Source organism: Brenneria sp. hezel4-2-4 (genome assembly GCF_013155275.1).
Classification (GTDB): domain Bacteria; phylum Pseudomonadota; class Gammaproteobacteria; order Enterobacterales; family Enterobacteriaceae; genus Brenneria.
The window spans coordinates 633,253-646,899 of sequence record NZ_JABJXS010000002.1 but is presented as its reverse complement, the minus strand read 5'-3'; the positions used below and the strand labels follow the sequence as shown (position 1 = coordinate 646,899).

Sequence of the window (13,647 nt, the reverse complement as noted above, 5' to 3'; positions counted from 1 at the left end):
CCGCTCTCCTCTTCCAGCGCCTGCGGCTGTTGCCCGCTGTGCGTCACCCCCACTATCTGCCAGGCGATATTCAGCGCCGGGTTCGGGTGCTCCGTCATCTGAAACGTGCTGCCCGGCATCAGCCCCGCGCAGTTCGATTCCCCTTCACCCGTTACCGTCCCCGCACGCAGCGCCTCCAGCCGGTAGCCGGTAAACGCCTTGCCGCTCGGGTCCTGTTTAAAGCGACCGGGATAGTCGTAGTGCTGATAGCTCTCGCGCTGGTGCGCCAGCTCGCCGCCCCGCTTTTTATGCGACAGCCCGTAGGCCGGCGTCTTGAAGCTGTAGTCCTTCAGCTCCACCTCGGCGGTGCCGACCTGCTCCGCATAGTGGAAGCGCCGCACGTATTCGCCTTCCGACAACCCCTGATTCGCCAGGTTGAAGAACAGCTCAGGCCCTGTCGCCAGCGCCCCGGCGTCATCGGCAAACACCACCCGGTGCTTGCCTTCCTCAAACTCGTGGAAGTAGTACAGCCCCTCTTCCGCCGCCAGCCGGGTGATAAACGCCAAATCGCTTTCCCGGTACTGCACGCAGTATTCCCGCTGCGCGTGGTCGTGACGCAGCGCAAAGGCGTAATCGGTTATCCCGGCTTCCTCCAGCAGCGCGCCGATAATCGCCTCCGGCTTCTGCGCCTGAAAGATGCGCGCGTTGGTGCGCAGCCCCAGCCGCCACAGCGCCGGACGCACCTCGGCCTGATAGCGGGTGCGCCGAAAACCGGTGTCGCCCTGCCTGAACCCGCTGACGATGCCGCTCACCCGGCGTTGCAGCGTGCCCTCGTACCACACCAGCAGCTCGCACGGCTGGTCCAGCACGTCGCCGAAATCCACATCCGGCAGCGCGCTCGCCAGATTCAGCGACAGACTGAACGGCCGGTTCAGCCCCTCGTCCAGTTGAAAATCCACCACCGCGAACGTGCCGGCCGGCAGCGCGCCGAGCGTCACGGTGAACTGTAATCCTGTACTGTTTGCCATCGTGTTTTTTCTCCTTCCGCCATGGCTACCGCACGCCCCGTTACCGCCCGATGCGACATCTTCTTGCCTGATAAAAAATAAACCGCCTGTGCTGGGGTCTGGGGCCGCCCACACCGCAGCACAGCAAAAACCCGGCGCAGTGGCCGGGTTACATAACGATTACGCTTCGACCGGCGCGCGCCAGTCGTCGGAGCCGGAGGTGAGATTGCCCTGAGTTTTCTCTTCGATGCGGGTACAACATGAGGGTGGCATGGTCTTACTCCTTGTTGTTAAAAGAACGTGTTAACTTCACTGGTTTTATATCCATAAGTTTACTGATTTTTATCATATTATTTTTATTAAACATTGCCTTACATCAACTTTTCTTTAAGTCGAATTTATGCAAGAACTTACGCAACTTTTGTATTTATTCTGCAAGGTTGAGTTACCCTGAGTCCGACAGGCTATCGGGATAAAAAAAAGAAGAAGCGAGGAAATCCCCGCTTCTTCTTTTTTACTAAAGAGTAACCTTTCGGCGATTAACTCCCGAGCTTACCCAGCGCGTTATTGATCAGCTTGTCGCCCAGAATGGAGATATCAATACCAAGCGACTGCCCGCCGTTGCCGCGGGCATTCAGGTTAGTGTTGCCTGTATCCCCGGCAACGGCGCTTTTCACCATACCAACCGCTTTCTGGAACTGCTCCATGCTGTCCGTGGTCATCCCTTCGCGATAAGGCTTTTTAAGCGTTTGAGCCCAGGAACGATCGTCTTCAATATCTTGGCCAAGGCTGACCTTATGAAACTTCGGTTTGCCAAAAACTTCAGGATACTGATCCATGAATTGACCGATATCTTGCGCCACGTCGCGATCTTTCTTATCGACAAAGTGGTGATTTTTGCTGCCATGAAAGCTGATATCGTTTAACGCTTCCAGACCGGCTTTCTGCCCCACGCTCATGCCCAGCGTGCTGCCCAGTTGGTTGAATGAAGACGCCCCATTCAACCCTTCCAGACCGTTATTGCCCAACGCCAATGGCGAGAAGTTGCTGGAGGCCTGACTGTAACCGTTGCCCAAAATTGCCGTCAGCGCATCCTGAACGCCTTGCGTGTAAGCCGAGGTTTCCTCGCTCGTTGGCTGTTTTTGTCCGAACAGGCCGTTCTGACCATTTTGCGCCTGATTGCCGCCCAGCAAGTCGGACAACGCGCTTAGCAGCAGATTGCCCAACTGCATGGAAGGGTTCATGCCGCTCAGACCGGCGCCAAGCCCACTGCCTAACCCGCCGCCGAGGGTACTGCCCAAGCTGCCGCCCAACCCACCACCCAGCATGCTGCCCAAACCGCCGCCGAGCGTACTCCCCAAGCCGCCGCCCAGGCCGCTCAGGCCGCTCGACATACCGCCGCCCATCCCCTGCCCCTGTGAACCGCCGCCCAGCATGCTTCCCATAAACAGCATGGAGGTCATGAGTTCGGACAACTGGTCTACAATAGAATTATTGCCTTGTCCGTTAGCCAGGTTCTGCACCAGCCCCGGCAGACCGTTCGCTTGCGACGGGTTGTCGCCGCCACCGGCCTTAATAGTAATTTGCACAGAGGCACCGCTACCAAGTGAATTAAGCATAATATTTCCTCAACAATTAAATGGATTGTTAAAGCGCCGTCGTATTTGCCCTGCGGAAAATCCAAAGTAGCGCTCCCCATTTAAGTGATTCCGCGGCCGGTTCGGTTCCCCGGTGACGGTTTGAAAAAAGCATTTTCTTCTGAATGACTTATCAACGCGCAGGCAAGCCGGCCAGCCGCCATAAATCGGCGATGACCTGCTGGTGCAAGTCATCGGATACAGGCAACACACAGCGCAATAGCAGGTTCTGACGCTCATCCACACTGAGATACCACTCCGCGATCGTCTCCGCCTCCAGAAAGCGCCGTTGTAAAATCTGGCGCAGCATACCGGGATAGCGCTTGTCGGGCGCAAGCGCCAATTGCAGGATCTTGCGCCGTTCCTGTTGCGGGGAGTCGAGCTGCTGAAACTGTAGCGTTATGCCAGGCTGGGGTTCCCAGCGGCCGGCCGGCAAGCGGCCCAGCGCGGTCGAAAAATCAGCCTGGCTGGTGAAAACATCCATGTATTCATTCATCCAGGCTGACCCGGCTATAGTCCGCCGGCCCGCTGCGCAAATCCGGCTGCCACCAAATGATGAGCTGCCGATCGTCAGGCTGCGGGCGGCAGGTGACCGACGTACAGTTCACCACCGACCGTGGTGCGGAGCAGGCGCTTAACAACAGCGCCGTAGCAATGAGTAATCCATATTTACGCCATATCATTTCTCTCTTTCTCCTGTCTTATCGCCGCTAGTGAGACGTCAGTAAGGAACGACGCGCCGGTTGCGTCGCTGCCGCAGCCTGCAACGCCAGGAAAATCTCACTGGATTCGCCCGGGGCCAGCAGGGTTTTCGGCCACACCGCCACGGCCAGCGTCCGGCTGCCGGCGCAGGCGGCTTCATCGACGCGCTGCGGTCGCGTACCGGCGTTACGCACCACGCCGACGCTCAATCGCACCTGACCGTTGCTGTACCACTGGTAACGGGCGCTGTCATAGACCAGTCCGGGCTGCGATCGACAGATTTCTCCCAGTCGCGCACCGCGATTTTCCTGTTGAAAGCCGGCCGGAAACTGCTTGCCGGCCAGATCCCGCAGGGCATTTTCCACCAGACTGTACAAATCCGTTTTTCCGTTGCGCTGTGAAACCCGATTCATGATGCCGTTCAACTGGTGCCGGTTTTCCGCTGACACATAGCGTGTCGGATCGGTTTGATCGCCGACCAGATGCGGCGTCAGAATAAATAGCCGTTCACGGCGGGAAACTTCATGCCGGGTGGAGGTAAACAACGCGCCCAACAGCGGGATATCGCCCAGAATCGGGATGCGGCGATCGCGATCGCCGCTCTCTTCCACGTGGAAACCGCCCAGCACCAGCGCCCGGTTTTCGCCAATCAACGCCTGGGTGCTGACCGTACCCCGCTTCACGCCGGATGCGGCGCCGTCGCGCCCGGTTTCAACCTGACCGTCTTCAATATCGATGACCAGTTGGATGCTGCGCTGATCCCCTTGCCCCACCACCCGCGGCGTTACTTGCAGACTGGTGCCGGCGGTAACGGGCTGAATTTCCGCCACCCGTTCACCGGTCGCGGTAATGAACGCCGTACGGCTGAAATCGACAATCGCCGGCTGGTTTTCCAGTGTCAGCACCGAGGGATTGGCGACGATCGAGGCCGTGCCTTCACCCTCCAGCGCCTGAATATCCGCGAAGAAGCGTTTGAAATCACTGACAAACAGCGTACTGCGCCCCATCATCATGGTGCTGCCCGCGCTGACGTTGCCGAGCTGCGCCTGCCAATTGGCCTCCAGCCGCGATAGCGCGGAGCGATCCACATCCAGAATGATGGCGTCAATGTTGACCAGATTTTGCGGCACATCGATATGCTCGACCAATTGCTGATACTCCTCGCGACGCTTCTCATCATCGCGGATCAGCAACGCATTGTTGCGTACATCGGCGGAGATTTTACCGCTCAGCGTATAACGCCCGCGTTCTTCTCCGCCGCGGGGCGGATTGTTGCGTTCGGCAAGCCGGATCATCATCGATCGGGTGCTTTCGCGCATCGCCTCCATGCCGGGGTCCGACTGCGCCGGAAGCGGCCCCGAGGCGCCGACCGGCGCACTGCGTTGACCGTCCATCAGTTCATTGAGGATCGTGGCGACGCCGGGGATCACGACGCGCTGTTCGCGGTATTGCAGCGTTCGATCAGAAACCGAGGCATAGCGCAGCGGAAATATCATCACCTTGCGGCGTTCATCCTGCTTTTCCCGCTGCTGGCTAAAATTGCGGATTAAATCAATGTAGGCCTGCGGCCCGGTGACCAGCACCACCCCCTCGTCCGGCAGCTCTCCCCAGCCGAAACGCGGATCGAGCAGCCCGATGCCGCTGAGCGCCTGCTTAAGATCGGGCGCGGCGTCCGGTGAAATTTCCAGACGCACCGAGGCCTGTTCATCCTGCGGACTGACATAAAGCGCGTTGTTATAGACAAACCATTGAAAACGATGCTCCAGCGCCAACCGATCGAGAAAAGCAACCGGACTATCGGCCCGAATTTTGGCGCTCACCTCGTTGTCGGAAATATTCCCCAGCACCAGATCCACGCCGTAGCTGTTGGCAAAATCGGTCAGAATAATCGACAGCGGCGTCTGTTCCGCCGAATAGGCATAGGCGCCTTTGTTCCATTCCGGCGGCGTGGCGGCATGAAGCGTGGGGACCATGCCGATCAGCACCAGCGACCAGCAAAACACGCGATACAACGCCAATAAAAATCCGTATAACGCCTTATGCATGCTGTTCTCCTTGCAAAAAAACCTGCGTATTCAAATTGAGTGATGCAGACAGGGCCGTTCTGGGCGGGGGCAACAATAGGTTCATCCACGCATCCCGTTGATTAAGAAGCGTCTCCAGAGTGCGGCACAGCTGCATGATGTCGTCAGGTTCGCGCCGCATCCATAACCATAGCTGTTGGTCCTGAGGCGAAAGCGACAACATGGCGGCATCATCATGAAACTGGCGACGCGCGGCTTCAGCCAGGCACAGAGCGCGTTCGAGCAGCATGTCGTTCGGCGCGGCGGCAAGCGGAATGGCGGCGCAGCAGGCGATACCGCCCGGATGCCGCATAACGGCCACCGCGCCCCGGTCGATTTCCAGCCGCAACATGGCTGAGGCGCTGTTCAGCCAGTCCTCCAGTACGGCCGCCAAATCAGTTGAAGTCATTGATAATGGCCTTCGCCAAACCATGTTTGACGCTCAACAGTTGCCCGACCGCCCAACTGGCATTCGAGTAATCCATACTGGCTTCAAAAAAGGCGAAACTATCGGCCTGACTGGCCCCCCCGTCCGCGACATTCAAGGCGATGTCGTCCAGTTTCTGCTGTGCGTTAACCAAATGCGTGTCCAGACGACGCTGTGTAGGATTAATAGCCATAATGAACTCTCCTGTGATTGACCTGATAGTTGAGTGATCAATCCATTACGGCGGTTCCCTACGAGAGCGCGTTATTACGCGATTTGCTCGGACGGCGCGCCAGACTCGCCGCTATCCGCTGACATCGGCACGTCCGGCGGCAGCAATTGAGCGATCGCCCGCCGCCAACTCAGCGACATTACGCCGTGGGCGGTAATCAGCTTCAGCGCATCGTCGTCCTGCGTCTCATCACTGGCCAGACGCCATTCCAGATGGGGATGCGCTTTCAGCCAGCGATCCACTTCCGCTAATTGCCCCGGATGGCAATAAAGCGTGCCTTTCCCTTCCCCCTGTTGCTGCTTTAATAGTTGCTTTAGCAACGCCGTATGCTGCGCCGACTCGGGAACCTCATCCAGTAAACGGCTCAGCGCCTCACGCAGTAATTGTCCAGCCTGCTTTACCAAAATCTGCTCCAGGTTGTCCCGCTCTTGCGCCATCCCCTGCAACAACTGATTCGCCTGCAGCCAAAAGCCGGCTTCGGCTTGCTCAAGCGTTTGACGCGTCTCCTGTTGCGCCCGCTTGCGCGCCTGTTGCAGTAAAATCGCCGCGCGCGCATTGGCCTCGTCCCACAGCGTTCGGCTTCGTTGATGTTCGGCCACCCGCGCCGCGGAAATAATTATCGCTTCATTGCCGGTCGCGCCGGGTAATGCGCTAAACGTCTTTCTGGTTAACATCTTCCTTCTCCCGAAATAGAGGTTCATCGTGCTCGACAGCGGCCGCTTTCCAGATCAGCGCATCACATAAGGTATTCAGCCTTGCGGCCGGTAAGGGATTTGCCAGTAATCGGCAGCCTGTCGTCCACGGGCGAGGGAACAGCAACCGTAAGCGGGGCCAGCAACGTTCGCCATAGCAGGCGCGCAGCAGCGTCAGCGTATCGGCATAGTCGTCGTCAATAAAGGTGAGATCGTCAGGTAGCCACAGCCCCGGACGCAGCGCTTTTGCCAGCCGCCGGCACCATTTTCCCTGCTCTTCCGTTACCGCCTGCGCCGGTCGCGGAGGCTGACAAACCAGCGCCATCAGACGCAAAATCTGCTTACGTTGCGAGGCGCTAAGCCGGCCGATATGCATCAGAGAAAATACAGGCGCCTGCGGCAACGAGAGCGGCAGATGAAAATGGCGGCAGACCTGTTGCGCATTGACGTGAATCCATGCCGACGCGTCGCCCATGTCCGGGGGGAAAAACGCCCGACTGTTCCAACTGGCATCGGACTGCAATACGCAGCCCCCGACCCACCATGTCAACGCGTTGAGCGGGATTGCTTTCTCCTTCATGCCGCCCCCGCTCGGTGCTGCTGTGCATCGGCGCGTTTCCGCCGCCACTGCCGTAGATGGGGTTTTCCAACCCGCCACCCCAGCAGACCGATAAGCAGCGCGCCCAGCAGCGCCGCACACCACTGCCAACGCACCATTTCATCCGGCGTCAACGTGAACGGCCCCAGCGTAACCACCGGGATGGTGTCCTGATAAGGTTCCGCAGGTACGAAAACAATCGCCAGATCTTTATCGCTTTTCCCTGCCAGCCCCGGAATACTGCTGGAAACCATTCGTCGAATACGCGGCTCCATGCCGTCCGGATCCAGTTCGGCGCGGTATTTTATAAACACCGCCGCGGAGGCCGGCTGCACCGGTTCGCCGGGCGCAATACGCTCCGGCAGCACCACATGGACTCTGGCGACCAATACGCCGTCGATTTGGGTCAAGGTGGCTTCCACCTCCTGTGACAGCGCATAGATATAGCGCGCCCGCTCTTCCAGGGGCGTCGAGATCACGCCGCTTTTCTGAAACACTTCCCCCAGATTGGTGCGCGACTGACGCGGCAAACCCGCGGCGTTAAGAATATTGACCGCCCTTTCCATATCTTGCGCTTCGATCACCAGCGTGACGCCCGTTTTGTCAGCCCGTTTCTCAGCGACAATCTGGTAACGACCCAGCATGGCGATCGCTTCATTGGCATCGTTTTCCGACAGGCCTCGGTTAAGCTCGATAAGCTTCCCGCAGCCGGTCAGCAACAGCGCTAACAAAACAATTATCGCTCGTGTCTGCGTTTTCATAGGCCATTACTGTAAGTTGGTGAGTTTTTCCAGACTCTGCACGCTTTTCGCCACCAGCTTGGCGCTAAGCAGACTTTCCAGGTAAAAAGACGACAGGGTGCGCGTCGCATCCAGCACATCTTTCGGGTTATTGGAACGCATGGATTGCCCCACCTCGCGTTCCGCCTCCTTAAATACCGATCCCAACCCCTGTGATTTTTCGGCCAGCGCGCCCAGCCAACTGCTATTGCCGCTGACCGGCGTCACCGGCGCGTCTTCAAGCGCTGCGCTGAACCAGGACACATCGTGGCTGCTGACCGAGTTCGGTTCCGCTTCAAGGTTGCCGCCTATCGAAGGCTGCTCGTTAACACGGGTAATTTTCATGGTGTGGTATTCCGTCGCGGGCAGGATAAACGTGAAGCCGGGGAATGATTCCCCGGCGGTGTAACCTATTATCAGAACTGGATCGCCTTAGCCGCTTTCTGTCCTGAGTTCAGTGATTTGGATGCAGAATCCATCTGACCATCCAGAATGGAGTTTTCGGTATCCAACGCAATTTTCTGTGCCTGAGCGCCGGCGGCACGAGTCAGCGAACCCGCCATTGCGGAATCCAACGTTTGCGCTGCGCCCTGTGAAGCAATCTGAGAAAGTCCCATCGCCATGATATATCTCCAATATAATGAATGTTTACGGTAGTGAACCGTCATACTGTGCATACAGTTATCTTGTTCATCCATTAAGTGGAAGCGCGCTTCAGGGAGTTCCCGCCCGGGAGAAAGTTTTTATCAAACCAGAACAATTATTAGACCGCTGCGGGTTACCCCTGTACTCCCTTTGACCTCTGTCTTTTAGTACATATTTACCGATTAAGGGTATATGTGAGTTCAGCGCTATTTCGTGCGCGAAAAGAGAGGTATTTTCATGCCACGCCGTAGCACGCGCCCGACGCAGGGCGCTCAAGCGCCGCAGCCCTGCGAACCCTGGCTTTCGGCTGAAATTATGCCGCTGCGCGGTGCCTTCGGAACCGAAGGTCTCCTGTCGAACCGCCAGTGACGCGTTCCCGACGCGGCACTGGCTTTCGCCGCGTCCTGCGGCTCATTCGGGAGACCTCCGATTCCTCAGCATAATTTTTTACGCCGGCCAACGGCAAAAGATGGGAATGAGCCCGAACAATGCAACGTTGCCAAAAAATCATTACCGCGAAACCTCCCCGTGAATTTATAACGAAGAAGCAGTTGACGTATGCAGGCCGGGGGTGACCTACCGCGCGCTGACGTTCAGCACCTTAAGACGGTGATATAACGTGCGTTTGGGGATCCCCAGTTCCATCACCACCTCATCGATGCAGTGATCGTGCCGACGCAGGGAGTCCTGAATAAGGAATCTCTCGATACGCTTTAACCGGTCTCGCAGTTGCAGAGGGGAATGACGCGCCAGCGGCACCATGGCCAACGGAGAAATCCCCAGCACCCAGCGTTCGGCCGCCGCCTTTAACTCGCGGATATTACCGGGCCAGGCGTGGGTCAGCAGCAATTCGTGAATATCCGCCGTCAACAGCGGTACGGACCTTTTCAGACGTTGCGCGGCTTCCAGACTGAAACGCTGAAAGAGCGGGATAATTAAATCACTGCACGAACGCAAAGTGGGCAACTGTATTTTTACCGTATCCAGCCGAAAATAGAGATCCCGTCTGAATAAGCCTTTCTCCACCAGTTGCAGCAACGGCGTTTGGGTCGCCACTATCACCCGCATATCGACAGGCGTAAATTGCGTGCTGCCCAACCGCTTTACGCCCCGGCTTTCCAGCACCCGCAGCATTTTAGCCTGTAGCGTCATCGGCATACTGTCGATCTCATCCAGAAAAAGGATGCCTTTGTCGGCGCTTTCCAGATAACCGGCGCGGGAGCGGCTGGCGCCGGTATAGGCGCCGGACACCACGCCGAACAATTCGCTTTCCGCCAGACTCTCGGGAATAGCCGCGCAGTTCACCGCAACCAGCGGGCCGCTGCATTTTGATGCCTGATGAATACGGTGAGCCAGCGTATCTTTCCCTGTTCCGGTTTCTCCTTCCAGTACAATATCGACATTGAGTGGTGCAATGGTGTTGATCAGAGGAGACAACGCCGCGTGAAAATCATCGCTGTAATGCGCGGCAGTCTCTGGAATCAAATGAGAATGTCCATCTTGATAGAAATCATTAATCATGCCTGCTCCTGCGCCCATCCGGGCTAACTTTATACCTTCCGTATACCGCTCATGGTTAAATTGGCCATTCGATCCATACAACACCGGGGAGGATTAGCGAACCCGGTTACACGTTGTTGAAACCGTAACAAGCATTACCGGCATTGAAAATTGAAACTATCGGATTATCGCTGAACATCACGTAGGAATTGCCGAAAATATTGTCAGGAAATTCCTACAATTTTGAAATTAATCCATATAAATACAATAGGTTAATGAAAAATCCAATATTAAAGAAATCGTAAGGTTATATTCAAGAAACTGTAAAGGCCGCTCAGGCGATCAGCTTTTTGGTAAACACATATTTAATAATTTCAGCATTGGTGCTGAACTGCATTTTTTCCATCAGACGCGCCTTATGGGTACTGACGGTTTTGTTGCTGATCGCCAGCTCATCGGCGATGGTGTTAATCCCCATGCCCTGCGCGAACATGATCATGATTTGCAGCTCACGCGACGTTAAGATGTCGTGCGCCGCCCGGCCGCTTTCCCCGCAGTTGGAGAACACCAGTTGCTCGGCAATCGTATGGTCGATATAGCGCGCCCCGCCGGCCACCCGTCGAATGGCGGACAGCAGCGCCTCCGGATCCTTATCTTTGGTGATGTAGCCTCTGGCGCCGCTCTTGAGCGCGTGCTGGGCGATTTGCGCCTCGCTGAACATGCTGAGCACCAGAATCGGCAACCGGGGATACTGCGCCACGATGCGCAGTATCAGCGCTTCGCCGCTGATACCGGGCATACACATATCCAGCAGCAGCATATCAATTTGGTGACAGCGCAACTGGGTCAACACCTGCGCCCCGCTGCCCGCCTCCGCCACCACGCTCAACGCCGCATCCAGCGCAAAAATCTGCTTCAGCCCTTCACGCATGATCACGTGGTCGTCGGCGATCATTAAACGTATCTGTTTAGACATAGCATCATTCCTTTTTGTAAGTTGTTCCGGCTTCAGCTCGCCGCTTCCTTGGGAAAACTCAGTTGTACCACCGTCCCTTTTCCTTGCGTACTCTTGATAGACACATCGCCGCCCAGCATACGTCCGCGCTCTTTCATGCTTATCAGACCAAAGGCGTTTGGGTTATTGATCCGTACATCGAAGCCCTTACCGTTATCCTGAATACGCAACACGACCCTGTTAGGTTGGTTCTTCAGCGTTATCACCACCTGTGTTGCATCGGCATAGCGGGCCACATTGGTCAGGGATTCCTGCGCGACGCGGAACGCCGCCGTGGCGCTTTCATCATTAAGCACCACCCGCGGGCCGCTGCACTTGAACAGACAGACGGTACGATGATTACGGTTGAATTCGTCGCACAACCACTCCAGCGACGGCGTCAGCCCCATATTCAGCACATTGGGCCGCAGTTGGGTGGCGACATTGCGCACCACCTGGATGGTCTGATCCGATAACAGCATCAGTTTCTGCAACGGCTCCAGCATATCCGGGTTATTTTTGGCAAAACACATCCGCAGCAGCGACAGGCTCATACGGATGGTCGTCAGATGTTGCCCCAGTTCGTCATGGATCTCCTGGGCGATGTGTTTACGCTCTTCCTCGCGTGAAATTTCGCGCTGGCGCGCCAGCAGACGCAGTTGCATATGTGAATCCGCCAGCTTTTTCTCCGCGTAGCGGATCGCCGTGATATCCCTGCCCACCGTCAGGATAGAAACCAGCGCGCCATGCTGATCAAATTCAGGCACACAGCGAATATGTTGAATAGCCTGGTGGCGCTGAACGCCTTTTCCCCGTTCTTCCATGAGTTCGCCTTCGGCGCTGCTGCGTGTATCCACCACCTGTTTCACCAGTTGTTCCATCCGCGCCGCGCATCCTGCCCCCGGCATCAATTCGGTCATCATACGCCCGCGTAATTGCTCGATGGTGAAATTAAGGTGGGTCAGCGTCGCCGGGTTGGCGTACAGGCAGTTTAATTGCGGATCAAAACGAATAATCAAATCGGGCGTATTTTCGACCAGCGCGCGAAACTCCTGTTCTCGTGCATAGGCCAACTGCTCAATATGTTTACGTTCCCTGATATCTCTTACTACACACATGCTGTAGCTACATCCTTTATGTTTGAAGTGGGTTAAATTGACTTCTACCGGAATAATCATGCCATATCGGGTCATGTGCTGCGTTTCAAAGGTTATTCCTCTATCCGAGTTATATTCCTGCCACCAGGTCGGTATGCGATTCTGAGAAGGCCAGCGAGGATCGATATCCACCACGCTCAGGCGCATAAACTCGGTTATGCTGTAGCCCAGCGTCTGACAGGCGGCTTCATTGGCGTAACAAAAGCGCTCCTCGGCATTTACGATATAAATCGCATCTTTGATGCGGCTGAATGCAAAATCCACCAATTCCAGTTTGGGGAGTTGCGTATCGTGATCCGCACGAAAGGGTTGGGTAAACATCATTGTCATCTCCTTGGTGAATTAAGATTACCTGCATGGCCCCGCCATGCAGGTGTTTCGTCAACGCCACAGGATTATTGACAGGGAAAAACCGGCGATGATGAAGATCGCATCACCTGACAGCGACAATTATCCGCGCTGCCGAACACGGTTCAGGCATCCACAGCGCGACGAATAGCGTAACGTGCGCGCGACAAACGCGAGCGCACCGTACCAATAGGAATATTCAGCCGTACAGCAAGATCCTGATAGCTGGCGTCGGAATCAACCAGCTGAATCAGCATTTGGCAAGTGTCCTCCGGTAAATACGCCATCGCCTCAAGCGCTCTCTTCAGCGCATTCTGGCTCTCGGTGATAATGCCCGGATCGGCATCACCCGCCAGGTGTTCCAGCGCTTCATCCCCTATTTCCTGTGAACGCAGCCTGGCCTGTCTGAAATAATTGCGCACCAGATTAAGCGCAATACCAAATACCCAGGTCTCCGGGCGAGAGGCGCCGGCAAACTTATCCTGATGTTTCAGCACTTCCAGATAGGTCATTTGCTGTAAATCCTCGACGTCGTCATGGTTACCGACACGTTTGTAGATGAAGTGATACAGCTTCTTCCCGTGCTGACGAAACACCGCCTCCCAGTTAACAGAAGGCGTCGGGTATACCGCGTTGACTTGCTCGGCATGTGTCAGGGTGAACATTTCCATTGGTTTACTCTCCGTTAATTTGCCCCTATTGGCGAAAACGGTAGAGCAAGCCCTGTGCCAGCCCGACTTTAATTTTATCTAACTGATATTTAAATATTTAATTTTAACACAGCCTATCTTTGTGCCATTTTTTGCCAAGAAAAACCAATTGATTTCGCCAGTTTTTGCAATATGCAAAATAACATTTCAGTCACATTACCACTCTCCCGGACGCCG

Annotated in this window: 16 protein-coding genes; all 16 read right to left on the bottom strand. The window is 56.0% G+C overall.

The window, feature by feature from the left end; translation table 11 throughout:
• On the bottom strand, positions 1-1,007 hold a 1,007-nt coding region (gene tssI / locus HOY33_RS06810), incomplete at its 3' end, for a type VI secretion system tip protein TssI/VgrG (RefSeq protein WP_172289444.1).
• A gap of 518 nt (positions 1,008-1,525) precedes the next feature.
• Positions 1,526-2,605, bottom strand: a complete 1,080-nt coding sequence (locus tag HOY33_RS06805) for a type III secretion protein HrpN (RefSeq protein ID WP_172289443.1) — start codon at positions 2,603-2,605, stop codon at positions 1,526-1,528.
• Between the two features lie 151 nt (positions 2,606-2,756).
• Positions 2,757-3,119, bottom strand: coding sequence for a type III secretion protein (locus tag HOY33_RS06800; RefSeq protein ID WP_172289442.1), 363 nt, complete (start codon positions 3,117-3,119; stop codon positions 2,757-2,759).
• A complete protein-coding gene (hrpT, locus tag HOY33_RS06795) occupies positions 3,112-3,306 on the bottom strand; it encodes an HrpT family type III secretion system protein (RefSeq protein WP_172289441.1) in 195 nt (64 codons plus the stop codon). The genes HOY33_RS06800 and hrpT overlap by 8 nt, the downstream gene beginning before the upstream one ends.
• A gap of 27 nt (positions 3,307-3,333) precedes the next feature.
• On the bottom strand, positions 3,334-5,370 hold the full coding sequence (gene sctC / locus HOY33_RS06790; protein ID WP_172289440.1) for a type III secretion system outer membrane ring subunit SctC: 2,037 nt from the start codon (positions 5,368-5,370) through the stop codon (positions 3,334-3,336).
• On the bottom strand, positions 5,363-5,797 hold the full coding sequence (locus tag HOY33_RS06785; protein WP_172289439.1) for a type III secretion system chaperone: 435 nt from the start codon (positions 5,795-5,797) through the stop codon (positions 5,363-5,365). Before HOY33_RS06785 ends, sctC begins: the two co-directional genes overlap by 8 nt.
• A complete protein-coding gene (locus HOY33_RS06780) occupies positions 5,784-6,008 on the bottom strand; it encodes a type III secretion protein HrpF (protein WP_172289438.1) in 225 nt (74 codons plus the stop codon). The genes HOY33_RS06785 and HOY33_RS06780 overlap by 14 nt, the downstream gene beginning before the upstream one ends.
• 74 nt (positions 6,009-6,082) lie before the next feature.
• Positions 6,083-6,721 (bottom strand): type III secretion system stator protein SctL, encoded by a 639-nt coding sequence (gene sctL / locus HOY33_RS06775; protein WP_172289437.1) that lies wholly within the window; start codon positions 6,719-6,721, stop codon positions 6,083-6,085.
• On the bottom strand, positions 6,699-7,319 hold the full coding sequence (locus tag HOY33_RS06770) for a type III secretion protein (protein WP_172289436.1): 621 nt from the start codon (positions 7,317-7,319) through the stop codon (positions 6,699-6,701). Before HOY33_RS06770 ends, sctL begins: the two co-directional genes overlap by 23 nt.
• Positions 7,316-8,098 (bottom strand): type III secretion system inner membrane ring lipoprotein SctJ, encoded by a 783-nt coding sequence (gene sctJ, locus HOY33_RS06765; protein ID WP_172289435.1) that lies wholly within the window; start codon positions 8,096-8,098, stop codon positions 7,316-7,318. The genes HOY33_RS06770 and sctJ overlap by 4 nt, the downstream gene beginning before the upstream one ends.
• 6 nt (positions 8,099-8,104) lie before the next feature.
• The gene (locus tag HOY33_RS06760; protein ID WP_172289434.1) at positions 8,105-8,461 is read right to left on the bottom strand and encodes an EscI/YscI/HrpB family type III secretion system inner rod protein; all 357 of its coding nucleotides are present in this window, start codon (positions 8,459-8,461) and stop codon (positions 8,105-8,107) included.
• 71 nt (positions 8,462-8,532) lie between these two features.
• Entirely contained in the window at positions 8,533-8,739 is a 207-nt protein-coding gene (locus tag HOY33_RS06755) for a hypothetical protein (RefSeq protein ID WP_172289433.1), read from the bottom strand.
• A gap of 598 nt (positions 8,740-9,337) precedes the next feature.
• Positions 9,338-10,282, bottom strand: coding sequence for a sigma 54-interacting transcriptional regulator (locus tag HOY33_RS06750; RefSeq protein ID WP_172289432.1), 945 nt, complete (start codon positions 10,280-10,282; stop codon positions 9,338-9,340).
• Between the two features lie 313 nt (positions 10,283-10,595).
• Positions 10,596-11,237 (bottom strand): response regulator transcription factor, encoded by a 642-nt coding sequence (locus HOY33_RS06745; RefSeq protein ID WP_172289431.1) that lies wholly within the window; start codon positions 11,235-11,237, stop codon positions 10,596-10,598.
• 32 nt (positions 11,238-11,269) lie between these two features.
• Entirely contained in the window at positions 11,270-12,736 is a 1,467-nt protein-coding gene (locus tag HOY33_RS06740) for a PAS domain S-box protein (RefSeq protein ID WP_172289430.1), read from the bottom strand.
• A 149-nt stretch (positions 12,737-12,885) separates the two neighbouring features.
• Complete coding sequence (locus HOY33_RS06735; RefSeq protein WP_172289429.1) at positions 12,886-13,431, bottom strand: RNA polymerase sigma factor; 546 nt, start codon at positions 13,429-13,431, stop codon at positions 12,886-12,888.
• Between the last annotated feature and the right edge of the window lie 216 nt (positions 13,432-13,647).

Coding starts and splice junctions, on each gene's coding strand:
- HOY33_RS06805 (WP_172289443.1), bottom strand. CDS start 2,605: ATGCTTAATTCACTTGGTAGCGGTGCCTCTGTGCAAATTACTATTAAG.
- HOY33_RS06800 (WP_172289442.1), bottom strand. CDS start 3,119: ATGAATGAATACATGGATGTTTTCACCAGCCAGGCTGATTTTTCGACC.
- hrpT (WP_172289441.1), bottom strand. CDS start 3,306: ATGATATGGCGTAAATATGGATTACTCATTGCTACGGCGCTGTTGTTA.
- sctC (WP_172289440.1), bottom strand. CDS start 5,370: ATGCATAAGGCGTTATACGGATTTTTATTGGCGTTGTATCGCGTGTTT.
- HOY33_RS06785 (WP_172289439.1), bottom strand. CDS start 5,797: ATGACTTCAACTGATTTGGCGGCCGTACTGGAGGACTGGCTGAACAGC.
- HOY33_RS06780 (WP_172289438.1), bottom strand. CDS start 6,008: ATGGCTATTAATCCTACACAGCGTCGTCTGGACACGCATTTGGTTAAC.
- sctL (WP_172289437.1), bottom strand. CDS start 6,721: ATGTTAACCAGAAAGACGTTTAGCGCATTACCCGGCGCGACCGGCAAT.
- HOY33_RS06770 (WP_172289436.1), bottom strand. CDS start 7,319: ATGAAGGAGAAAGCAATCCCGCTCAACGCGTTGACATGGTGGGTCGGG.
- sctJ (WP_172289435.1), bottom strand. CDS start 8,098: ATGAAAACGCAGACACGAGCGATAATTGTTTTGTTAGCGCTGTTGCTG.
- HOY33_RS06760 (WP_172289434.1), bottom strand. CDS start 8,461: ATGAAAATTACCCGTGTTAACGAGCAGCCTTCGATAGGCGGCAACCTT.
- HOY33_RS06755 (WP_172289433.1), bottom strand. CDS start 8,739: ATGGCGATGGGACTTTCTCAGATTGCTTCACAGGGCGCAGCGCAAACG.
- HOY33_RS06750 (WP_172289432.1), bottom strand. CDS start 10,282: ATGATTAATGATTTCTATCAAGATGGACATTCTCATTTGATTCCAGAG.
- HOY33_RS06745 (WP_172289431.1), bottom strand. CDS start 11,237: ATGTCTAAACAGATACGTTTAATGATCGCCGACGACCACGTGATCATG.
- HOY33_RS06740 (WP_172289430.1), bottom strand. CDS start 12,736: ATGATGTTTACCCAACCCTTTCGTGCGGATCACGATACGCAACTCCCC.
- HOY33_RS06735 (WP_172289429.1), bottom strand. CDS start 13,431: ATGGAAATGTTCACCCTGACACATGCCGAGCAAGTCAACGCGGTATAC.